The 21,264-nt window shown below is 63.4% G+C and carries 18 protein-coding genes; 10 read left to right on the top strand and 8 right to left on the bottom strand.

The genetic code is table 11. The features are described 5' to 3' along the window. Window positions 1-40: 40 nt before the first annotated feature. A complete protein-coding gene (locus tag C0V78_RS14235) occupies window positions 41-481 on the bottom strand; it encodes a hypothetical protein (protein ID WP_101798573.1) in 441 nt (146 codons plus the stop codon). 539 nt (window positions 482-1,020) lie between these two features. On the opposite strand from C0V78_RS14235, the gene C0V78_RS14230 reads away from it, so the two are divergent. The 6 genes from C0V78_RS14230 to C0V78_RS14205 all read left to right on the top strand — a co-directional run bounded on the left by C0V78_RS14230 (window position 1,021) and on the right by C0V78_RS14205 (window position 7,824). Next, on the top strand, window positions 1,021-1,722 hold the full coding sequence (locus tag C0V78_RS14230) for a response regulator transcription factor (protein ID WP_254049972.1): 702 nt from the start codon (window positions 1,021-1,023) through the stop codon (window positions 1,720-1,722). Next, window positions 1,719-3,110 carry a sensor histidine kinase KdpD gene (locus tag C0V78_RS14225; protein ID WP_101798571.1) on the top strand — a complete coding sequence of 464 codons (1,392 nt, stop codon included), beginning with the start codon at window positions 1,719-1,721 and terminating at the stop codon, window positions 3,108-3,110. Before C0V78_RS14230 ends, C0V78_RS14225 begins: the two co-directional genes overlap by 4 nt. Before the next feature lie 136 nt (window positions 3,111-3,246). Next, window positions 3,247-4,677, top strand: coding sequence for a sensor histidine kinase KdpD (locus tag C0V78_RS14220; protein ID WP_101798570.1), 1,431 nt, complete (start codon window positions 3,247-3,249; stop codon window positions 4,675-4,677). 86 nt (window positions 4,678-4,763) lie between these two features. Beyond that, window positions 4,764-5,759, top strand: coding sequence for a nitronate monooxygenase family protein (locus C0V78_RS14215; RefSeq protein WP_101798569.1), 996 nt, complete (start codon window positions 4,764-4,766; stop codon window positions 5,757-5,759). Continuing rightward, the gene (locus C0V78_RS14210; protein ID WP_101798568.1) at window positions 5,756-6,505 is read left to right on the top strand and encodes an enoyl-CoA hydratase/isomerase family protein; all 750 of its coding nucleotides are present in this window, start codon (window positions 5,756-5,758) and stop codon (window positions 6,503-6,505) included. Before C0V78_RS14215 ends, C0V78_RS14210 begins: the two co-directional genes overlap by 4 nt. Further along, window positions 6,502-7,824 (top strand): acetyl-CoA hydrolase/transferase family protein, encoded by a 1,323-nt coding sequence (locus C0V78_RS14205; RefSeq protein WP_101798567.1) that lies wholly within the window; start codon window positions 6,502-6,504, stop codon window positions 7,822-7,824. Before C0V78_RS14210 ends, C0V78_RS14205 begins: the two co-directional genes overlap by 4 nt. Before the next feature lie 76 nt (window positions 7,825-7,900). On the opposite strand, the gene C0V78_RS14200 is transcribed toward C0V78_RS14205, so the two are convergent. The 4 genes from C0V78_RS14200 to C0V78_RS14185 all read right to left on the bottom strand — a co-directional run bounded on the left by C0V78_RS14200 (window position 7,901) and on the right by C0V78_RS14185 (window position 12,556). Beyond that, on the bottom strand, window positions 7,901-9,241 hold the full coding sequence (locus C0V78_RS14200; protein ID WP_144039925.1) for a hypothetical protein: 1,341 nt from the start codon (window positions 9,239-9,241) through the stop codon (window positions 7,901-7,903). A 98-nt stretch (window positions 9,242-9,339) separates the two neighbouring features. Continuing rightward, entirely contained in the window at window positions 9,340-9,729 is a 390-nt protein-coding gene (locus C0V78_RS14195) for a copper resistance protein CopC (protein WP_101798565.1), read from the bottom strand. A gap of 17 nt (window positions 9,730-9,746) precedes the next feature. Beyond that, complete coding sequence (locus C0V78_RS14190; protein ID WP_101798564.1) at window positions 9,747-10,706, bottom strand: copper resistance protein B; 960 nt, start codon at window positions 10,704-10,706, stop codon at window positions 9,747-9,749. Further along, window positions 10,703-12,556 carry a copper resistance system multicopper oxidase gene (locus tag C0V78_RS14185; protein WP_101798563.1) on the bottom strand — a complete coding sequence of 618 codons (1,854 nt, stop codon included), beginning with the start codon at window positions 12,554-12,556 and terminating at the stop codon, window positions 10,703-10,705. Before C0V78_RS14185 ends, C0V78_RS14190 begins: the two co-directional genes overlap by 4 nt. A 63-nt stretch (window positions 12,557-12,619) precedes the next feature. Between C0V78_RS14185 and C0V78_RS14180 the strand changes: the two genes are divergently transcribed. Then, on the top strand, window positions 12,620-12,892 hold the full coding sequence (locus C0V78_RS14180; protein WP_101798562.1) for a metal-sensitive transcriptional regulator: 273 nt from the start codon (window positions 12,620-12,622) through the stop codon (window positions 12,890-12,892). A 33-nt stretch (window positions 12,893-12,925) separates the two neighbouring features. On the opposite strand, the gene C0V78_RS14175 is transcribed toward C0V78_RS14180, so the two are convergent. Further along, the gene (locus C0V78_RS14175; RefSeq protein WP_144039924.1) at window positions 12,926-14,452 is read right to left on the bottom strand and encodes a class I adenylate-forming enzyme family protein; all 1,527 of its coding nucleotides are present in this window, start codon (window positions 14,450-14,452) and stop codon (window positions 12,926-12,928) included. 38 nt (window positions 14,453-14,490) lie between these two features. Between C0V78_RS14175 and selA the strand changes: the two genes are divergently transcribed. From selA to fdhD, 3 genes are read left to right on the top strand one after another with little or no spacing between them, the layout of a single operon-like run. Then, window positions 14,491-15,963, top strand: a complete 1,473-nt coding sequence (selA, locus tag C0V78_RS14170) for an L-seryl-tRNA(Sec) selenium transferase (RefSeq protein ID WP_216822198.1) — start codon at window positions 14,491-14,493, stop codon at window positions 15,961-15,963. After that, window positions 15,963-17,018, top strand: coding sequence for a selenide, water dikinase SelD (gene selD / locus C0V78_RS14165; RefSeq protein ID WP_101798560.1), 1,056 nt, complete (start codon window positions 15,963-15,965; stop codon window positions 17,016-17,018). The genes selA and selD overlap by 1 nt, the downstream gene beginning before the upstream one ends. A 24-nt stretch (window positions 17,019-17,042) precedes the next feature. Further along, window positions 17,043-17,855: a formate dehydrogenase accessory sulfurtransferase FdhD gene (fdhD, locus tag C0V78_RS14160; RefSeq protein ID WP_254049963.1), complete on the top strand. Its 813-nt coding sequence runs from the start codon at window positions 17,043-17,045 to the stop codon at window positions 17,853-17,855. A gap of 56 nt (window positions 17,856-17,911) precedes the next feature. Here the strand turns inward: fdhD and C0V78_RS14155 are convergent, their stop codons facing one another. Then, the gene (locus C0V78_RS14155) at window positions 17,912-18,211 is read right to left on the bottom strand and encodes a hypothetical protein (RefSeq protein WP_101798668.1); all 300 of its coding nucleotides are present in this window, start codon (window positions 18,209-18,211) and stop codon (window positions 17,912-17,914) included. Between the two features lie 57 nt (window positions 18,212-18,268). Beyond that, window positions 18,269-21,187, bottom strand: coding sequence for a pitrilysin family protein (locus C0V78_RS14150; protein ID WP_254049962.1), 2,919 nt, complete (start codon window positions 21,185-21,187; stop codon window positions 18,269-18,271). Between the last annotated feature and the right edge of the window lie 77 nt (window positions 21,188-21,264).

The raw sequence follows: 21,264 nt of genomic DNA, 5'->3' as shown, positions 1-21,264 counted from the left end.
GTTCGATCGGGTGGGCTTTTCCACCCCTGGCCTTGCGGTTTCATTGCGAGAATCCGGTCGGGCCGCTGAACGAACACCCGTTCGAACCGTTGATGCTGGAATCCTGAAGACCGCTGTTGTCCTGGATCGTGTTCAGGACCTGACGCGAAAGGTTGTTCGATGCATCGGAGAAGGAATCGCCCGTAACCGTGGCAAGCACCGGACCGGTGTTGTCTTGCCCGCTGTTGAGGACGACATCGCCTGTCAGTCCCTGGGTCGATTCGGACGCCGTCGTCTGATTGCCGAAAGAGCTGCCCGAAGCGCCGGTTGCGCTTGGCGTGTTGGCGGAGGCAGTCGTGCTTCCGCTGTTGCCAGATGAGCTGGCCGAGTTGCTGCAGCTGAAGTTGTTCTGGGTGGCGATGTTGTAGGTGTAGGTGGGTGAATTGTAGGCACCGCTCTGATTTTTCCGCCTGATCTCCTCGATATAGGCCATGTTGGCCATTTCGGCCGTAGACTGGAATTGCCAGCCTGCGTTCTCGCCAACGTTGTTGGCTCGCGCTTGGGGGTGCCCTACAGCCCCCGCGATAACCAGCGCACATATGACTTTACGTGCAGTCATGATTGTAAAAACCTTATCAAAGCACAAGAGATAAATGAGCATATTAGACTGCTCACGGAGTCATGTGTTACGACCTCATGCTCGTCGAGCGTAAGATATGATTAATATGATTTCGGATCAAAACGCGGCGTTTTGATGCGGAATCGGATCAAGCCGCCAAACAAACCGTTATAAACTAGATAGATAACGCGAAATATCTGCTGTAGCGCTTGGGCGTCGCCGCGGTGGACGCCCTTGACAATTCTGCTGTCATGGTTCGTTAGATTTTATGAACTGCTTTCGAGCCGTTGCGAAGGTTGCGGATCGCGCTGCCTTTCCGGCCTTGAAGTGCGGTCTCGGTTCTGCCGCAGGGCAAACTGCAGTTAAATTGCGCTGTCGGGTCTCGTCGCCCGTCACGGTACAGGATGCGTAAAGTGACCGAAATGTTTCCCGACCGCATATGCATCATCGACGATGATACGGACTTCGCGCAGTTTCTTGCCCAGTATCTCGAGCTTCGGAAGGCTCAGGCAAAGGTGTTCGGCTCTGCTGAGGAATTCATGCAGAGCAACTGGATCGACGAATTCGATTTCTTCATCGTCGACCTAGGTTTGCCCGGGCTGGATGGCGTCGATCTGACGGCACTGATACGGGCACGCTCCGATGCCGGCATTCTGGTTATCAGCGGTCGCATGGGGCCAGACGCCTTCAACTCGGCTCTCGCCGCCGGGGCGGACATGTTCGTCAACAAGCCGGTGCGGTTCGATCAGGTTTCGCATGCGATCTCGTCTGTCTGGCGACGGGCGCCCAAGACGAAAGCCCGGGATAATGGCTGGTCCATCGACAAGCACGGCATGGCACTGGTCACGCCTGATGGCACCGAAGTTTCGCTCAGCGTCCTTGAATCCCGCCTCATCCTGCGGCTGATGGACGCGGATGGCCAGCCCGTGACGCGCACAGATCTGGTCGAAGCGGCCGAAATGCATGGCGGGTCAGACCACCGCAATCTGGACGCCGCGATCTTCCGCCTCAGGCGGAAGATCGAGAAGGAAAGCGGAATGCCCGCTCCCTTCAAGACAGTCCACGGCGTCGGTTACCAATTTGTCGGCGTGCGGAATGATGGCGGCGGAGCCCCTGCCGAATGATCTCCCTGGTTGAGACTGTCGGCTATATCTACACGGGTCAGGCTATCGCCTTCTCGCTCTGCATCATCATGGTGGGGCAGTCGGATTGGCACAAGGCCGTGTGGCTGATCTCCAACGTGTTCGGGGTAATCGGCGTCTACTTCTCAGCCACGTTGGGAACGCCGACGGGATATTTCGGAATAACCTATCCTTTGTATGTCATCATTGCCGGGCTGCTGAAGGGGCTGGCTTTGGGCGATGGCAGGATCACCTGGCGTCGCAACCGTACCTACCTAGTGCTGGCGGTTGTGTCGGTTGGCCTCGTCCTGATTTCGCACGTCGTGCCAAGAAATTACCATCTGCTCTTCATATCCAGTGGCGGCATGCTCGCTATGGCGGCCTCCGCGTTCCGTCTTGTCCAGTCCCGCTACTGGCGTGGGTCGTGGGCTTACAATCTCATGAGCTTTGCGTCGGTTGTGGGATCGATGATCCTGTTTCCCCGGTTCCTCACGGCCTATCCGATCGGCAACGAGGTGCAATTCTACGGCAGCAACCATAACCAGATCGTCTCGGTCCTCGCGATCATTGTGCTGTCGTTCTTCATGCAGGTCGCCTTCATAGGACTGCTGGCAAAGCGCGAGACGCGACAGCGGGTGCTGGCAGAGCGGCGATCGACACGGGCGGCAGAACGCAATCGTCTTGCAAAGGCTGCCGAGGAAGATGCGGCACGGCGCTCGGAGGAGCGGCTTGGTTTTTTGCGCATGCTCACGCACGAGGTGCGCCAACCTATGAACAATGCCCAGGCTGCGTTGCAGGCAATCGTGATGGAGATGGCGCTGCCGCAGGCAACGCCTGCCAAATTGCAGAGCACGGTAAGCAAGACCCAGACGGTGCTGGACGAGATTGTCCTGACCCTGTCGAATGCAATTGCCGGAGCGACGCTGATCGAGCGCGGTGCGGGGGCCAGCTTCAAGGCGGTCGATGTCATCTCCGTTTGCGAACTTGCGATTCTGGACTGTCCGGTAAATGAACAGCACAGAATCGGCTTCACCCGGACCGAAAACGAAATCTTCCTCGATTGCGATCCGATTCTCATGCGCCTTTGCCTGCGCAACCTTCTGGACAATGCGGTACGCTACTCCCCGCGCGGATCCGCGATAGACTTCCGCGTGATCGTCGATGAGTCGAGCTTCGGCATCAAATTCTCCGTGACCAATGAACTTGCTGACGACCTGTCGATGCACGGCAACCTGTTTGAAAAAGGCAAGCGCTCCGTCGACAAGATCTATGAAGGTTATGGCGTCGGCCTGTTTATCGCCAGCGAAACCGCGAAGGTGCACTTCGGCACTCTGGCGTACCATCAGGCTTCGCCAAGTGTCGTTACTTTCGATCTCTTTATTCCGGCCTGATCCGGAGAAGCCCGCAGTATGCCGGCGGAGGAGAGAGTGTAGGTTGATGAAGATCGTGTCTGGCCGGGTGAATTCCCCTCAGCGCTGATCGCAAACAAGAAGCGGTGCAGTCGGTCGAGGGAGCCGACTGTCCGCAATGAAGGGAAACACGGGTCGCATGGTGCTGGATAATGTTCTTTCAGCTGTAATCCTGCAAAGCATCTTGCTTGCAACGACCAGCATGTGCATCATCTTCGTGGCAGACGAGCACTATCGCCGTCTCGCCTACGTATGGGTGTTTAGCAACTTCCTCGCCGGCATCTCGCTGTATTCCTACCCGGCCAATCAGCCTGATGCGTCCAACCTGTTCAATGCCACGAATTCAGCCCTCGCCCTGCTGGGGGCATTCATCAAGTTTGTCTGTCTGAGCGCCGTCGCACAGCGGGCCTTCAGACAGCGACCAGCACTCTTCGTGGCACTGACCGCCGCAGTGTTCGTGCTCGCATGCTACATCTTCACCACGCCTTACCGGTTAGTGACACTGAGCCTCGGGGGAATGGCTCTTTCGGGCGTAGCATGGCTCGCTATGCGCAATAACCGCGCCTGGCGGGGCCTGCCGGCCAGGGGGCTGTTGATGACTACCTTTTCAGTCTCCTTCGTCATGCTGAGCTTGCGCCTGCCAAAGGCCTATCCCTTCGGGGAGCAGCAGGCCTTTGTCGGAACCCAACTCTCGCAGATGCTTTCGCTTGCGGTGCTGATCGCGGTGACCGTTTTTCTCCAGATCGGCTTCCTATGGCTGATTACCGGCCGGATGGCGCGGCTGCACCGCCTGGCTGATCGCCGCAAGGCGAGCTTTGGCGCACATTCGCGGCTGCTGCGCGAATACAACCGGCAACTGTCGCAATCGGGGCAGGAGAGGCTGATCCTGCTGCAATTGCTGACGCATGAAGTGCGCCAGCCGCTCAACAACGCCCAGGCGGCAATCCAGACGATCATCGCGGAACTGAAGCAGGCATCCCACCAGTCATCCAACAAGCGCCTTCAGGCGATGGCCACGCGCGTCCAGACCATCATCGAAGCGATAACGCTGGCTCTTTCCAACGCCATTGTCGGCGCATCGCTGGTCCATCGCAAGGAAAGCAATGCGGAACATGCAATCGAGATCACCGATCTCGTTAGGTTCGCGGCGCAGGATTGCCCTTCGGCCATGCAGCACCGGCTGGACATTGCCTGTCCGAGCGAGCCCGTGTTCATCGCTGTCGACCCTGGTCTCATGCGGCTGGCATTGCGTAACCTGCTCGACAATGCCCTGAAGTATTCGCCACCTGAGACCGTAGTGCACGCCGAACTGCAAATTTGCGAACAGCGGATGGGCATTCTGTTTTCGGTCACGAACCTGGTATCCGATCCTGTCCATCTTCAGGGTGAAATCTTTGCCCTCAAGGTGCGCGGCGAGGGGCAGATCGGCGAAGGGGAGGGTATCGGCCTCTACGTCGTATCGCAGGTTGCGCGCCTGCACAGGGGCTCGGTATCATTCAACCAGCCAACCGCCGACACGGTCCGGTTCGAGCTGTTTATCCCATTCTGAAGGCGAGAGACGGCATTCGGCGTTCGCCCTTGCCGGCCCGGAAATGGCGTCTTCCCTGACTGCAATCCAGTGATAGATACCGTGTCATGCCTTTGCCTGACGATCTGCGCAGCCATTTGACACTGCCCGCCTTTGCGGCGCCGATGTTCCTCGTCAGTGGCCCTGAACTGGCCATTGCCTGCTGCAAGGCAGGCGTGATCGGATCTCTGACCCGCAACCATTGCCGCGACCTGGAGGATCTGGAAGAGCAGCTTCGCACGGTAAGGTATGCGCTTGACCGGTTCGGCGCAGCCCATCCCGATCGCAAGGTCGGCCCGCTTTCGGTCAACATCTCGCCCACGTTCGGCCGCGATGAATTCCGCCAGCATCTCGACCTTTGCCGTCGCTATGGGGTGCGGATCATCGTCACCTCGGTAGGCAACCCGACCGAGAATGCCCCGCTGGTCCAGGAATACGGCCTGCTCCACTTCCACGATGCCACCAGCGTCCGCTTTGCCGAAAAGGCTGCTGCAGCGGGAGTCGACGGGATCGTATGCATCGGTGCCGGCGGTGGCGGACATGCGGGCACCATCAGCCACTTGGCGTTTGTCCCGCTGGTCCGGCGCATGTTTGGCGGGATTGTCGTGATGGCCGGGGCAATCTCTACCGGCGCGGCCATCCGCGCAGCCGAGGTGTTGGGCGCCGATCTGGCCTATGTGGGGACGCGCATGATCGCCACCCGTGAATCCGCTGCGCCCGATGCCTACAAGGCCATGCTCGTGGCTGGCAGCACGACCGATGTCATCTACACCCGGGGGGTCAACGGGCTCCCCGCGTCGTGGCTCAAGGCCTCGTTGACGGAGATCGGGCTCGATCCGGACAACCTCTTCATTCCCGAAGGTCGCAGCACCGAGCACCTGCCTGCGGGCAAGACCCCCTGGCGCGACATCTGGAGCGGTGGGCAGGGCATCGCCCTGATCGACGATGTGCCCACTGTCGCCGAACTGGTCGAACGCCTGCAACACGAATATGTCGCCGCCTGCGGCGTGCCCGACATGGCGGATGCTGCCCGCGCCGCCCTTTCCCGGGGAGTCCCTGCATGAGCGAGGCGCGTGTTCTGCGCCAAGACCGGGATGGCCTTGCCACCCTGACGCTTAACCGGCCTGACAAGCTTAATGCTCTGGATAACGAGAGCTTCCATGAGTTCGACGCCCATCTGGCCGATCTTGAGCGGCAGACGGAGACAATCGGCTGCGTTGTCCTGCGCGGCAGTGGCCGGGGTTTCTGCTCTGGCGCGGATCTGACGTCGATCTCGCCGGGGACACTCCAGTTCAAGCCGCGGATTATCGACCGGCTGGCGGCGTTGCCCCAGCCGACGATCGCGGCTGTTCACGGCGTCTGCTATACAGGCGGTCTCGAACTGGCGCTGGCTTGCGATTTCATCGTCGCCGATGCCGGGGCTCGCTTTGCCGATACTCATGGGAAGTGGGGGCTGGTGGGTGCCTGGGGCATGGTCCAGCGCCTGCCCCGCCGGATTGGTGCCCAGGCGGCCAAGGCAATGATGATGACGGGGCAGGTTCACTCCGCAGCCGAAGCCCATGCCATCGGGCTGGTCGACCTTCTCGCCGGGGAAGGGGAGTTCGAAACCCGGCTCGCCGGTTTTGCCGGGCAGATCCTTGCCAACTCGTGGCATACGAATGGTCATACCAAGCGGCTGATGCGCCTTGCCGACGGGATGTCGCTTGAACAGGCCTTGCAGTACCAGCGCGATAACGAGCCCGGCCGTGCACCTGATTACGAAGACCGCATCGCGGCCTTCAGCAGGCGGGGACAAGGAGTGGCCAAGTGAACCCTCGGGAACTCTATCGCTCCAAGCTGGTCGATGCCCGCGAAGCCGTTGCAGCGATAGGCTCGGGCATGAACCTGGCGATGGGAATGGCGGTCGCCGAGCCTCCCGCCCTGCTTGAAGCCCTGGCCCAGCGCGTGGAGAAGGCGGCGCTTTCGGACCTGCGGCTGTGGTATTTCCACTCGCTTGAACTCGCCGCACGTACGGTCCTGAAGCCGGAACTGCTCGGCCGGGTTCGCCCGCACTGCATGTTCCTGAGCAAGGTGGAACGCGACCTTGTCTCGAAGCTCGGGGCCGATGCGATCGAGTTCGTGCCAGTGGCCTTCAGCCAGTCCTCGCAATTGCTGACAGAACGGGTCGAGCTCGATGCCTGCATCACCTGCGTCTCGCCCATGGATCGCAATGGCTGGTTCACCTTCGGCACCAGCAACGATTACACTTCAACCGCCGCGCGCAGTGCCCGCCGCCTCATCGTTGAGGTAAACCCGGCCATGCCGCGGGTGTTTGGCGATTCCCTGCTGCACGTTTCCGAGGTGGATGCGATCGTCGAGCATGCCGCTGCGCTTCCGGAAATCACCTGCGGCCAGCCGAGTGATGCAGAGCTGGCGATTGCCCGCACCATTGCCGACATGATCGATGATCGCGCCTGCATCCAGACCGGTATCGGGACGCTGCCGATGGCCGTCTGCGCCTTGCTGGAAGACCGCAAGGACCTTGGCATCCATACCGAGCTGTTCACCCCGGCGCTGGCCCGGCTGATCCAGTGCGGTGCCGTTACCAACAAGGCAAAGACCACGTACCCCGGTCGCAGCGTGTTCACCTTTGCGATGGGCGACCGGGCATTCTACGATTTCATCGACGACAACCCGTCGATCCATTCGCTGCCTGTCCAGGTCGTCAACGATCCGCGCCACATCGCCAAGAATGACAATGTCGTTTCGATCAATGGCACCCTTCAGGTCGACCTTGGCGGTGCCTGCAATTCGGAGCATCTCCTCGGCCGCCAATACAGCGGTTCGGGCGGACAGCTCGATTTTGTCCGGGGGGCGGCCGCTTCAAGGGGCGGAAAATCTATCATCGCCTGCGAGTCCACGGCCCGGGGCGGGGAAGTGTCGCGCATCGTGCCTTCCCTGACCGGCCCCGTAACCACACCGCGAAACGATACGCACATTATCGTCACCGAATTCGGCTGGGCAGACCTGAAGGGCAAGTCGCTTCACCAGCGAGCCGAAGCCCTGATCGGGCTGGCTCACCCGAAATTCCGCGCAGAGCTGGAAAGGGCACTCGGCGAACCCGCCCTCCTGCGGGACGGGCAGCGCTAAGGCCGCAAGACGCAACGTCGCGATCAGCCCGCGTGGCTGGCCGCGCCGATCTGCTGCCTAAGCGGCGTTTTCCAGCCTACTTGCGCTTTGACGCGTCAAAGGCACTCGGACCCTGAAGGCCGGCAAGCCCGCCATTGCAGGTCGCGAACAGCCCGCCAAGGATCTGCGGATCGGAGCTGAGCATGGCATCCATCTGGTTGAACTTGACGAACTGCTGATAGCAGTTGCGGGCCATGATCATTTCATATTCGGTGGTGCCGCCGTTCAGTTTGCCAAGGGCCCACTTGAATTTGGCAACCACATCGGCGCGGCTCTGGCAGTTTACGAACACCATGTTGTAATCTTTCAAGGAATTGCGGCCCGCGCAGGCAAGATAGTATCCCCTTGGCGCTTTGAACTTTTCCTCGGCCAGCTTGCGATCCCGCTCCTTCATGGCCGCAGCGAACGAAACCTGAAGCTTGGCATACTCGTCGCTGCCCAGGATTTCGCTTGCCGCAAGCCTGCCCATCCGGATGTTGCGATCGTCGCAGACATAGGAAATCTCTGCCTGCGGATCGTCCTGGGTCAGGATGATGCCCTTGTACGGATCCTTGACCCGCCAGGGCCACCAGGTGTCAAGGCCGCGCTCTATCTCGGTGATCCCGGCCGGGCCATGAACCTTCCTCTGGCAGTCCATGACGTATTTCTGGTGCGACACATAGCCGCCATCGATCGTCAGCAGCGTATAGTACCGGTAGTTCCTGCCAGCGACGAACAGGTCCCTGAGCGAATTCACATCGATGTAGGTCTTCCGGGAGGAGTTCGGGAGCCGGTAAAGCAGGCGGAAGTCTTCGCCTGCCGTGCTGCTTTTCTCATACTGCCGGTAAAGCTCTCCTGCGAGGGCCCGGTCGGCTGCGCTGATTCTCTCCGTCAGGCTGCTGGCCTGGCCGATGTATTTTTCGCCCGACGCTTCCCTGATGGCGGCATTGTCGAAAACCGCGATCTTGACCTTTTGGCCAAGCGCGACTGCCTGGATATATTCGTCACGCGAAACAGGCGTAAGCCCCCGTTCGCTCTCGATCGCGAAAGACTGGCTGCACACGGACCGGACCGTTTCGCCCCTGGCATTCCTTGCATCGCAGGCGAAATCCTTAGCTGGCTTGAACGGCATGATCTTGCCGCAAAATTCGACCGCCTTGAGAATTCGCGCGTCGGTCGGCTTGATTCCTGCCGCCTCGATGCGATCGACTGTGTTCTTCTTGGACAGAAGGGCGGTGTTGACGCAATAGCGCACGTCCTTGGGTACCTGCGACCATTCGGCAGCTCCCACGCTGCTTTGTGCTGTAGAAGGGGAAGTTGTTGCGAACGCCGCGAACGACGAAGCCGTCAGCGCAACAAGTGCCAGGTTCGCTGGGATTTTCCTCACCGCGTGCTCCACATTTCGACAGGGCACAACTTCACGCCCCCCGTCGGAGGACATCTAGCATGATGCCGGTTCGGAGCAATCTGCGGGCGCAGGAAATCCCGGCGGCCGGTCTACTTCACCGTGAAGGTGATCTTGCCGCTTGCGCGCATGCCGTCCGCACCGGTTCCCTGCCAGCGGATATCATAGGTTCCCGTCCACAGCGGCTGGCGCAGCGAAAGCGTCAGCTTGCGGTTGCCCTCCGACCAGGCCGAAGTGAAATTGCGGATCGGCATGTCACCGTGATCGGCCATTCCGGGCATGGCCGTCATCACGATGGCGGCGGTGGTTGCAGTGGGCTGCATCGCTTCGCTGAAAGTGACTGTGAGGACCTTCGGGCGGGCGACGGTCGATCCGGCCGCCGGTGTCGATGCCGCCACCTTTGCGCGGGCAAGGCCGGCCTGCGGCAGGCCAAGGGTGGCCAGCGCGAGGATCGAGGCCATGATGATCAAACGCGAATGCATGGAGATGTCCTTCTGTCTCAAAACCAAAAGCGCAGGCCGGCGACGAAACTGGTAGCGCGCGTCTTCTCGCCCGCTGCCCTAGCATAGTCCGCACTGCCGCCCACACGCCAGCTTTGTTCAACCCCGATATAGGGTGCGAATTCACGCGTGATCTCGTAGCGCAGGCGCAGGCCCAGTTCCACCTTGTCCAGCCCCGCGCCGATGCCCAGCTGCGGAATGTCCTGCAGCGAAAAGCCTGCTTCTACGCGCGGCTGCAGGATGAGGCGCTGGGTGATGCGCTGGTCGATCTCTGCCTCGACCCGGGCCGTCACATCGCCGCGGTGCGAGATGAAGAGCGCCGCGTCCACCTCGAACATGTAGGGCGCAAGCCCCTGCACGCCGATCACCGCATGGGTCGTATCAGGGCCGGCGATGTCCTGCCTCAGGCCGAGTTGCAGGTCCCAATAGGGCGCGACGGCCCCGGACCACAAGACCTGCACCTCTGCCTGTTCGATCTTTTCGCCAAAAGCGCCTTCGCCTTCGCTCTTGAACCAGAAACGGCTGGTGGGGCCGCCGTAATATACCTGCAGGTCCCAGAGGTAGCCATCGGCCCCGTCGCGAACCTGTGCTTCAAGCCGGTCGGCCTGCACCCACAGGACGGGGAAATCGCCGTGCGCGGCATGTTCGCGGTGCCGCTCGGCAGCCATGACATCGGCGCCCCAGATCGCATCGGCTGCGCGCGGCGGGCCGCTGCCGGCTTCGGGCGGCGGGGGCGTTTCCATGGTCGGTCCGGGCGAGATTTCGTTGCCGCCGGACTGCGGCGCGGTGTCCTCGCCATCGTCGACTTGCGGCTGGGCCGGAGCAGGGGGGGCAGCTTCCCGCGGCGGCACCTTCGCGCCATGATCGTGGCCGGGACCGGAATGATCCTGCGCCAGCCCCGGTGCCGAAGCCAGCGCGCTGCCGATCAGGGCAAGCGCGGCAAGGGCCGGGCGGCTCATGGCTTGTCTCCCGGGCCCATGACGGTGACGATCTGCATCATCCCGCCGTGCATGTGGTAAAGCAGATGACAGTGGAACGCCCAGTCGCCGGGTTCGTTGGCGGTCAGGTCGAAGGTGGCGCTGGCACCGGGCTGGACCGTGACGATGTTCTTGCGCGGCTGGTGAGCGGGCGGCTGGCCATTGACCAGTTCGAAGAACATGCCGTGCAGGTGGATGGGGTGAGCCATCATGGTGTTGTTGACGAGCTTGACGCGCACCCGCTCTTTCCAGGCAAAGCGGATCGGAACGTCGCTCACCGCATCGAACATGCGTCCGTCGAACGACCACATGTAGCGTTCCATGTTGCCGGTAAGGTGGATTTCCAGCAGCCGCGAAGGCTCACGCGTGTCGGCGTTGGGCTCAAGCGCGCTCAGCATCCGGTAATTCAGCACCCGGTGCTTCACATCGCGCAGGCCCAGCCCGGGATCGCCCAGCTTGTCCACCGGGGCCATCGAGACCATGTCGAGGCCCGGACCGATGGCGACATCGGGCGGCAGCAGCGAGATATCGCGCATCGGCATGCCCTTCATGCTGTGCCCCGACGCTCCCTTTGGCGCTGCTTGCCCACCATCGCCGGTGCCGGCCTTTCCGGCGCCATGATCCATGCCTGCATGCCCCATCGCCGAATGGTCCATCCCGCCGTGGTCCATGCCTCCGTGGTCCGTTCCCGCTTGGCAGCCATCGCTGGGGCCATGGTTCATGCCCATGTCGGCCATGGTCAGCAGCGGCGGTTCGCGCAGGGCGGGAACCGGCGCGCGCGCACCGGGGCGGCTAGCCAGCATGGCCAGCGCCATGCCCGAGCGGTCCATCGATTCGCAAACGATGGCGTAGGCCTCCTCGCCGCGCGGCTCGACCACCACGTCATAGGTTTCGCCCACCGCGATCTGCAGCTCGTCCACTTCCACCGGGCGCACGTTCTGGCCGTCTGCGGCGATCACGGTCATGGCAAGGCCGGGAATGCGGACGTTGAAATAGGTCATCGCCCCGCCGTTGATCAGGCGCAGCCGCACCTTCTCGCCAGGCGTGAACAGGTATTCCATCCCCTCCTTCGGTCCGCGCCCGTTGGCGAGGTAGGTATAGGTCGGCGCGCTGACATCGGCGATGTCGGTGGGCGACATGCGCATCTGCGCCCACATCCGCCGTTCCTCGCCGATCATCGGGTACTTGTCGGTCCAGCTTGGCAGCTGCCGGTTGAAATAGTGCTCGCCGGTGCGCAGACGCTGCATGATGAACTTGGGGTGGAGCGGGGTGAACTCGCTGAGCAGCAGGATATAGTCGCGATCGGTGCGTACCGGCTCGCCGGCTACAGGATCGATGATCAGGGGGCCGTAATGTCCCGATTGCTCCTGTAGGCCCGAGTGGCTGTGATACCAGTAGGTGCCCGATTGTCTGACGGGAAACTCGTAAGTGAAGGTCTGGTGCGGCTTGATGCCCGGGAAGCTGACGCCGGGAACGCCATCGAACTGGAACGGCAGCAGCAGGCCGTGCCAGTGGATAGAAGTGTCCTCGTCAAGGTGGTTGGTAACGTTCAGGCGGATGTTCTGTCCTTCGCGCAGGCGCACCAGCGGGCCCGGCACGCTGCCGTTCACGGCAACCCCGCGCCCGCGCCTGCCCTGGACCATGCGCATGCCCGCGCCGACGGAAAGGTCGATCACCGGGCCGCGGACTTCGTCGAAGCCGGCGCGGATCAGGCCGGTCGCCTGTTCGGAAAGATTGGCTCCCCGGGCCCATGCCGGGGCTGCTGCCAGCGCGGCCCCGGTACCAAGGCCCCGGATCAATCCGCGGCGCGACAGGTTTATCGGTTCGGACACTGCTTGCTCCTGCTGGGCTTTCGGGATATAAATACCCCCCCGGGGGTATGGCAAGAGGGCGCCATGGGGAAGAGCAAGGCCGCAACGCTGAACCGGTTGAAACGTATCGAAGGGCAGGTGCGCGGCATCGCCCAGATGGTCAGCGACGACCGTTATTGCATCGACGTGCTGCAACAGCTGCACGCAGTAAAGGCAGCACTGGCCAAGGTGGAAAGCGCCGTGCTCAAGGACCATGCCGCCTGCTGCGTTTCCGACGCGATCGGCTCGGGCGACCCGGCGGAGCAAAGGGCCAAGTTCAACGAGCTGATCGACCTGTTCGAGCGCGTCCGTCGCTGACCGGATTGCAGCAGATGCTCCCGCTGGCGGCGGTCAGGCTGTCGCGCGGCCCAGTCTTTGTGCCACCAGCTTCACCAGTTCACGGCGTGCCACCTTGTTCGAATGCAGGATCGGCACCTCCTCGCGGGTAATCCATACCCAGGCGCGAGGCACCTTGTAGCCGGACAGCCGCTGGCGCATGGCCGCCTCGATCTCCGCGAAATCCGGATCGCAGCCGTCGGCGGCGATCACCGCGGCAACCACCAGCTGCCCGCGTTCCTTGTCGGGCAGGCCGAAGACGTAGGCTGCCTCGACCGTGTCGAGCGCCTGCAATTCCATCTCGACTTCGGCTGGCGATACGTTCGATCCGGCGGTCTTGATCATGTCGCCGTCGCGCCCGACGAAGTGTACGCGGCTGCCCTCAACCTCGCACATGTCGCCGGTGCGGTAATAGCCGTCGGGCGTGAAGTGGACGGAACGCTCGATCTTGTGCAGGCCCGGGGTCACCGGATAGCCGCGCACCTGCATCTCGCCGATCCCGCCATCGGGGACGGGCTGGTTGTTTTCGTCGGCGATGCGGATGTCATAGCCGTCGGCGAAATGGTCCATCGGTGCGCAGAGGGGCCTTCCGGGCGCGCGGAACTCGTCGGCATAGGAATAGGGCCCCAACGTTTCGCTCATCCCCAGACCCCACCAGGGCTTGGGCTGTTTCGACAAGGCGGCAAGGTCTTCCTCGGTCAGCACCGAGCCCATGGCGTAGCGGCTGTTGCTGAGCGTGCGGCCCGGGCAGACCACGGTCGCGCCCGCCTGCAGGCCCGGCATCAGGTACATCATCAGTCCGCCGATCCAGAACATGGGCAACTGCGCAATTACGTCCTTGCCCTTTTCGATGCCGAGCATGCCGCGAAGGTAGCCGGTGCGGAACAGCACCGGGCCGTGATTGTGGCGCACGCCCTTGGGCAGCGCCATGGAACCGGAGGTGTAGATTTCCACCATCTGGTCCGATGGGTGAACCTCGCTCTCCACTGAAAGCAGGATCTCTTCGCTGACTTCGTCTGCCGCATCGGTCAGCCAGGACAAGTCGCGGATGCCCCCCGGCAGGCCGGCGCCGGCTGAAACGATCCAGCGCAGGTAGGGGACTTCTGCAAGTTGGATGGATTTTCCATCGGCAGAGAGCGCCGGCAGCGCCTCGGCGACGCGCGCCGCATAGTCATAACCCATGAATTCGCGTTGCAGGATCAGGCCGCCGATGTCCGACTGGCGCAGGACGCGCACCAGTTCGCCTGCCTTGATCAGGGTCGATATCGGTATCGCCACCGCGCCGATCCGCGCCGTAGCGGCGAGCATTACGGCAAAGCCCGGGCCGTTGCCTAAGATGAAGCCGACGCGCGAACCCTTGCCGACGCCGCGTGCCAGCAAGCCGCGCGCCAACTGCGCCGATTGCCGTTCCAGCTCGGCAAAGCTGATCGCTTCTTCCATCCCGTCGGTGCCTTCGGCGCGGACAGCCACGGCATCGCCATAGGCAGCGGCGCTGGCGCGCAGGAGCTGGGGAAGCGTTACCGCGGCCTTAGGGCTGGTCACCGGAAATTCTCCCCAACACGATTTTCTCTGCAAGCGACTTGGCGCAAGAATGCCTTACCTCGCAAGGGCGGATCGTCGAATTCGCGGCTGCGGTGCGTCCATTCGACTTTGCGCTTGCGCCGGGCGATGAAATCGTCCCCAAAGCCGCGATGCGCCGCCTGCCCTCCGTCGATGCCCTGTTGCGCCTGCCAGAGCTTGCTGCGGCGCGGGCCGAGCACGGCCATGCGGCGACGGCGCAGGCCGTGCGCACGGTCCTTGCCGGTTACCGGGCTGACCCGGCCTGTGATGTGCCGGATCCCGCAGGCCTTGCCTCAAAGGTCTGCGAAGAGCTGGCATCGCGCGCGCAATCCAGCCTGCGCCGGGTATTCAACCTCACCGGCACGGTGCTGCACACCAACCTTGGCCGCGCGGTCCTTTCCGAGGCGGCGGTCGCGGCAGCTGACCTGGCGATGCGGGCGCCCTGCGCGCTTGAATTTGACCTTGCCGGTGGGAGCAGGGGAGATCGCGACACAGTTGTCGAAGGCCTGCTCTGCGAACTGACCGGGGCGGAAGCGGCGACAGTGGTCAACAACAACGCCGCGGCCGTGCTGCTGGTGCTGGCGGCCCTTGCGGCGCGGCGCGAAGTGGTGGTCAGCCGGGGCGAACTGGTGGAGATCGGCGGAGCCTTCCGCATTCCCGACGTGATGCGCGCGGCAAATGTCCGGCTGGTGGAAGTCGGCACGACCAACCGCACCCACGCCCGCGATTTCGAACAGGCGATCGGCCCGCGCACAGCGGCGCTGATGAAGGTCCACGCCAGCAATTACCGGATCTCCGGCTTCACCGCCGAAGTGGCGCAGGCCGAAGTGGCCGCCATTGCCCATGCGCACGACCTGCCGTTCATCGAAGACCTTGGCGCGGGCAGCCTCATTGACATGACCGAACTCGGCTTGCCCAAGGAGCCTGTCGTGCGCGACTGCATCGCCGCCGGGGTCGACGTGGTTACCTTCAGCAGCGACAAGTTGCTCGGCGGGCCACAGGCAGGCCTGATCGTCGGGCGCAAGGACCTTATCGCCAGGATCCGCCGCCACCCGCTCAAGCGCGCGCTTCGCGTGGGCAAGATCACCCTTGCCGCGCTTGAAGCAACGCTGCTGGCCTATCGCAAGCCGGACCTGCTGGCGCGCGACCTTCCCGCACTCCGCGCGCTGACCCGGCCACTTGAGGAGATGGAGGCGCTGGGACAGCGCATCGGACCCTGCCTCGCGGCGGCTCTGGGCGAGGACTGGAAGGTTCGCACAGTCACCAGCACGGCCCAGGCGGGGTCGGGATCGTTGCCTGACAGGGCCATTCCTTCACTCGCTCTCGCCATGCGCCCGCAGGGCAAGCCGGGACGGGCGCTTGAAAAACTCGCTGCCCGGTTCCGCGCGCTGCCAGTGCCGGTCATCGGCCGGATTCACGACGGTGCCCTGCTGCTCGACCTGCGCTGCCTTGATGACGAGGCTGGATTTCTTGAACAACTGGAACTGCTTTGATGTCTGATGAACCCCGCCTCACTTCGCTCAGCCACGGCGGCGGCTGCGGCTGCAAGATTGCGCCCGGGGTGCTTTCGGAAATCCTCAAGTCCACTTCAGGTTTGCCTTTGCCCGCGGAATTGCTGGTCGGAATCGAGACGAGCGATGATGCCGCCGTCTATCGCGTGGCGGACGATCTGGCGATTGTTGCCACCACCGATTTCTTCATGCCAATCGTCGATGACCCGCACGATTTCGGCCGCATTGCCGCGACAAATGCGATCAGCGATGTCTATGCCATGGGCGGCAGGCCGATCATGGCCCTGGCGCTGGTCGGCATGCCGATCAATGTTCTCAGCCCGCAAACCATCGGCCGCATCCTGGAGGGCGGGGCGGCGGCAGCGGCAGCGGCTGGCATCCCGGTCGCCGGCGGACATTCGATTGACTCGGTTGAGGCGATCTACGGTCTTGTTGCCATCGGCGTGGTCCATCCCGACCGCGTGCTGACCAATCGCGGGGCGCGGCCGGGGGACGTCCTTGTGCTCGGCAAGCCCCTGGGTGTCGGCGTGCTCTCGGCGGCGCTGAAGAAGGGGGCGCTTGACCCCGCCGGGTATGCGGAGATGATCGAGAGCACGACGCGCCTTAACAGCCCCGGGCCGGAGCTTGCGGCAATCGAAGGCGTGCAGGCCATGACCGATGTTACCGGTTTCGGCCTTGCCGGGCATGCGCTGGAAATGGCGCGGGGAAGCGGCTGCGACATTGCGATCGACTGGCGGCAAGTGCCGTTGCTTCGCGGGGTCAGGGGCCTTGCCGGGGCCGGGTTCGTGACCGGGGCATCCAACAGGAACTGGATGAGCTATCAGTCACAGGTCATTCTACCGGATGATTTTTCTGTCGAGGACCGGGCATTGATCACTGATCCGCAGACGTCGGGCGGCCTGTTGGTTTCCTGTTCGCCCGATGCGCTCGATCAGGTGCTCGGCTGTTTCCAGCGGCACGGTCATGCTGGCGCGGCGGTGATTGGCGAGGTGCTGAATCCGGCCGGGGCGAGCCCCTCGCTTGCGGTTGCCCTGTAGCGCCGCTGTGCCATACCCGCAGGTATGAAGCGAATGCGCCCCTCGCCAGCGGGCACTGTGACGATGCCCGTCCTGCGCAGCGACTATGCCCAGTCGCTGGTGCCGGAAGACCGGGCCATCGCCATCGAAGCGCCAGTCGCGATCGAGATCAACGGCGTGGCCTATGCCGTGATGATGGCGACGCCCTGCGATCTGGAAGACTTCGTCATCGGCTTCCTGCTCTCCGAAGGACTTGCCTGGGCAGAAGAGATCGGGCCGGTCGGTTTGCACGAAGTTGAGGGGCAGGGCTTCATCGCCCGCGTCACCCTGCCGCCCCACCGCGCAGAGCCGGTGCTGGAGCGGGCGCGGCGCCGGCTGGGTGACAGTTCCTGCGGCATCTGCGGCATCGAAAGCATCGAACTGGCCCTGCGCCCGCTTGAGCCGATGCCGCCCGCACCATTGCCGCAAGGTGAGGCTATCCGGCATGCGCTGATGGCCATGCGCGCTGCTCAGGCCTTGGGCAATGCAACTGCGGCAACGCATGCTGCGGCATTTTGCGACCGGGAAGGGCAGGTGCTGGTCCTGCGCGAAGACGTTGGCCGGCACAATGCGCTGGACAAGGTCATCGGTGCGCTCGTCCGTCAGGAAATGGCGGCAAATCAGGGCTTTATGGCCGTGACTTCGCGGGCATCCTATGAACTGGTGGAGAAGGCCGTGCGGGCCCGTTGCCCCTTGCTCGTCGCTATCTCGGCGCCAACGGACCTTGCCGTTCGTCGGGCCCGGCAAGCCGGGCTTGCCCTGGCCGTGGTGGCACGCGACGATGCCATGCTCTGGGCCGCAGGGCCGGCGTTCGATTAGGCAGCAAAAAGCCCGCGCGCGGGATACCGCACGCGGGCTTCTGCATTGGTTCCGGATCAGGCGGCGCGCTTGCCCGAAAGCGGCATCGAGCCGAAGACACCAGCCTTGACGTCACCGTTGATCGCATCGCCATCGACCGTGGCGGTGCATTCCAGCGTCATCGGCATCGGCACCTTCATGTCCATGGACCAGGTCAGCGTGTTGCCATCGACCTTGCCGTTGGCCACTTCCATCGCGCCCATGCCGCCGGCCATCGAACCGGTGAAGCTGTCACCATCGACGACGACGGTGAACGTCCCGGCCTGATCGCCCATGGGCGTCTTGACGTTGACTTCGTAAGTGCCGGCAACAGACATCATGCTCTCCTTCAAAAAGGGTTTCTGGCGGGGTTCAACGGCCTTTCGTGCCGGCTGTCAATTGCCCTGTTTCGGCGCTTCGCGCAGTTCCACCGGCATGCCCAGCGACTTGAGCTGCGGCTCGACCACCTTGCGATCGCCGACCACGACGAAGACCAGTCCTTCCGGCTGGAGGAACGTCTTGGCGGCGTTGTTGAGTGCCGTAGCGTCAATTGCCCGGTAACGGGTGGGCAGGGTGGCATAGTAATTGTCCGGGCGACCCAGGCGATCATTGCCGACAACGGCGGAGAGGACCTGCCCATTGGTCTGGAAGCGGTTGGGCAGCCCGCGAATATTTCCGTCCGTCACGCGGTTGTATTCGATCGGATCGACCGGTTTCTTGCCCGGGAAGGCGACCATGTTGTCCAGCAGCAGGCGAATCGAATCACCCGTGCGGTCGGCCTGGACCGGGGCTGAGATGGTGAAGCTGCGTGGCCCCAGCGGGCTGGCGACGGCAGAGCGCACGCCATAGGACCAGCCCTTGTCCTCGCGCAGGTCGAGGTTGAGACGGCTGAGGAAGCCGTTGCCGAGCACTTCGTTGGCAAGGTCCAGCGCTTCCTTGTCCTGGTCACGCCCGGTAATCGGAAGGACCCGTCCGCCAACGATCACCGACTGCGGCGAATTGGGCCGGTCGATCAGGACGATGCGCGGATTGGGCGCGGGCACCGGCGCGGAAAGCGGCTTCTTCGGGGCGGCAGTAGCAGGCACGGCCCAGCCGCCGAATGCCTTTTCCAGCATCGGCTTCAACTGGTCCATCGTAATGTCGCCCACTACGGTGATCCGGGCGAGATCGGGGCGGAACCACTTGCCGTGCGCAGCGGCGAGTGCCTGGGGGGTGAGGGCGGAAACGGTCTCCGTCTCGCCCAGTCCGTCGCCGGGCAGGCCATAGGGGTGGGCCGGTCCGAACAGCAGGGGCGAAAGGCTGCGTCCGGCAAGGGCCGAAGGATTGGCCTTTACCTGCGCCAGACGCGCCAGTTGCTGCGTCTTCACGCGGGCGACCTCGCCCGGAGCGAATGCGGGGTTGAGCGTGACGTCGGCCATCAAGGCCAGCGAAGGCGCAAGGTTGGCGCTCAGCGCATCGAGCACGACCGAGGAACTGTCGAGCCGTGCCCCGGCCGAGATCGTCGCGCCCAGGCGCTCCTGCTCCTCGGCAATCTGGACCGAGCTGCGCGTGCGCGTGCCTTCATCGAGCAGCGACAGCATGAGCGACTGGGTGCCCGGCGTATCGAGCAGGTCGGCACTGGTGCCGGCATCGATATCAAGGCTTACCACCACCTTCGGCACCGCCGTGCGACGCGCCAGCGCGACGGGGATTCCGTTCGAAAGGGTGGCGCGCTCGACGGCGGGGAAGGCCAGGTCGCCGACGGGGGCAACCGGCGGGGCCGTGCGCGGGGCAGACTTCGCGATGGGCGGGACCGGCTTCTTCGGGTCCTTGGCGCGTGCCGGGCTGGTGGCTTCATCACCCCATCCGCCCATGGTGTCGCCCTTTTCGGTGCGCTGGCCCGGCACGACGTTTACCGCCAGTGTCGGACGCGAGAGCCACTTGGCGACAGCCGCTCGCACCTTTTCCGGCGTCAGCGCGGCAAGCGCTTCGAAGTCCTTTTTGTACTTTGCCGGGTCGTTGGCATAGAGCGCGCCTTCGGCAAGGGTCGAGCCCTTGCCGCCGAAATCGCCGACCACCTCAAGCGCGCTCAGTTGCGAGCTGACGGAACGCGTGGCGGAGCGGCGCACTTCGTCCTCGGTCGGACCTTCGGCGATGAACTTTGCGATGACTTCGTCAAAGGCCTTTTCGGCGGCGGCGCGATCCACGCCGGGCTTCACGTCCATTCGCGCCTCGATGAAGCTGAGCTGTTCATGCTGCTGCGCGCTGGCGCTGACCGAAACCGCCTGCTGGCTGCCGCGCACCAGCGCATTGTCCAGCCGCGAGCTGGACAGGCCACCCAGGATATCGAGGCCGACCGAGAGCGCGACCGACTCTTCCTCGTTCAGGCCCGGCCCGGTCCAGTTGCGGGTCAGCCGCAGGGTCGGCACCTGATCGGTCATGTCGCGGGTAACGGCTGCGGGAAGCGTCACCGGGCCGGCATCGACACGCGGCGCTTCCGGCCCGCGCGGGATCGAGCCGAACCACTTTTCCACCAGCGGCCGCGCCGTCTTCGCATCAATGTCGCCCGAAAGCGCCAGGACTACGTTGTTAGGGCCGTAATTGTCCTTGAACCACTGGCGCACGTCGGAAAGAGTCGCGGCATCGAGGTCTGCCATCGAGCCGATCGTCGAATGGCGATAGGGATGGCCGACCGGCAGCAGGCCATCGCCGACAAGGTAGTCGGCCAGGCCATAGGGCTGGTTGTCACGCTGGCGCTTTTCGTTCTGGACAACGCCGCGCTGCTTATCGAGCTTGTCCTGCGTCACCGCGCCCAGCAGGTGGCCCATGCGGTCGCTCTCCATGAACAGCGCAAGGTCAAGCGCGCCGGTGGGCACGGTCTCGACATAATTGGTGCGATCGTACCAGGTGGAGCCGTTGGTGCTGGTCGATCCCGCGGCCTCGAGCGGCACGTCGAAGTTCTCGACGTTTTCCGATCCGCCGAAGAAGATGTGCTCATACAGGTGGGCAAACCCGGTCTTGCCCTTCGGTTCGTGCTTGGAGCCGACGCGGTAGTAGGTCGTCACGCCGACGATCGGGGCCTTGCGGTCGGTATGGACAAGCACGCGCAGGCCGTTTGCCAGGGTGAATTCCTCGTAGGGAATGTCCACCGCCTTGACCAGTTGCGACAGTGGCGCGGGCTGCGCTGCGGGTTCCACGAATGGAACAGCCGGTGCAGGCGGCGGTGCGGAAGCCGCCGGGCGCTGCGCCTGGTTGGCGCAGGCGGACAGGGCAAGGGCAAACAGCGAGGGAACGAGGAAACGGCGCATGGGCACTCCGGGATGCGGGAATTTCATCAGCTTACCTTAGCGCGCGCGCGAGCAAGGGCCAGCCCGTTGTGTCGAAGTTTCGACGAGTTACGTCTGTGTCCGAT

The sequence above is a fragment of the Novosphingobium sp. TH158 genome (genome assembly GCF_002855555.1).
GTDB lineage: Bacteria > Pseudomonadota > Alphaproteobacteria > Sphingomonadales > Sphingomonadaceae > Novosphingobium.
Note: the sequence above shows the minus strand (reverse complement) of the source record. Positions and strands in the feature narration are given on the sequence as shown.

Bases quoted from the DNA above. Each gene is read 5' to 3' on its own strand.
- C0V78_RS14150 (WP_254049962.1), bottom strand. From the start codon at position 21,187: ATGAAATTCCCGCATCCCGGAGTGCCCATGCGCCGTTTCCTCGTTCCC.
- C0V78_RS14220 (WP_101798570.1), top strand. From the start codon at position 3,247: ATGAAGGGAAACACGGGTCGCATGGTGCTGGATAATGTTCTTTCAGCT.
- selD (WP_101798560.1), top strand. From the start codon at position 15,963: ATGTCTGATGAACCCCGCCTCACTTCGCTCAGCCACGGCGGCGGCTGC.
- C0V78_RS14210 (WP_101798568.1), top strand. From the start codon at position 5,756: ATGAGCGAGGCGCGTGTTCTGCGCCAAGACCGGGATGGCCTTGCCACC.
- C0V78_RS14155 (WP_101798668.1), bottom strand. From the start codon at position 18,211: ATGTCTGTTGCCGGCACTTACGAAGTCAACGTCAAGACGCCCATGGGC.
- C0V78_RS14225 (WP_101798571.1), top strand. From the start codon at position 1,719: ATGATCTCCCTGGTTGAGACTGTCGGCTATATCTACACGGGTCAGGCT.
- fdhD (WP_254049963.1), top strand. From the start codon at position 17,043: ATGAAGCGAATGCGCCCCTCGCCAGCGGGCACTGTGACGATGCCCGTC.
- C0V78_RS14215 (WP_101798569.1), top strand. From the start codon at position 4,764: ATGCCTTTGCCTGACGATCTGCGCAGCCATTTGACACTGCCCGCCTTT.
- C0V78_RS14180 (WP_101798562.1), top strand. From the start codon at position 12,620: ATGGGGAAGAGCAAGGCCGCAACGCTGAACCGGTTGAAACGTATCGAA.
- C0V78_RS14230 (WP_254049972.1), top strand. From the start codon at position 1,021: ATGTTTCCCGACCGCATATGCATCATCGACGATGATACGGACTTCGCG.
- C0V78_RS14190 (WP_101798564.1), bottom strand. From the start codon at position 10,706: ATGAGCCGCCCGGCCCTTGCCGCGCTTGCCCTGATCGGCAGCGCGCTG.
- C0V78_RS14195 (WP_101798565.1), bottom strand. From the start codon at position 9,729: ATGCATTCGCGTTTGATCATCATGGCCTCGATCCTCGCGCTGGCCACC.
- C0V78_RS14235 (WP_101798573.1), bottom strand. From the start codon at position 481: ATGGCCAACATGGCCTATATCGAGGAGATCAGGCGGAAAAATCAGAGC.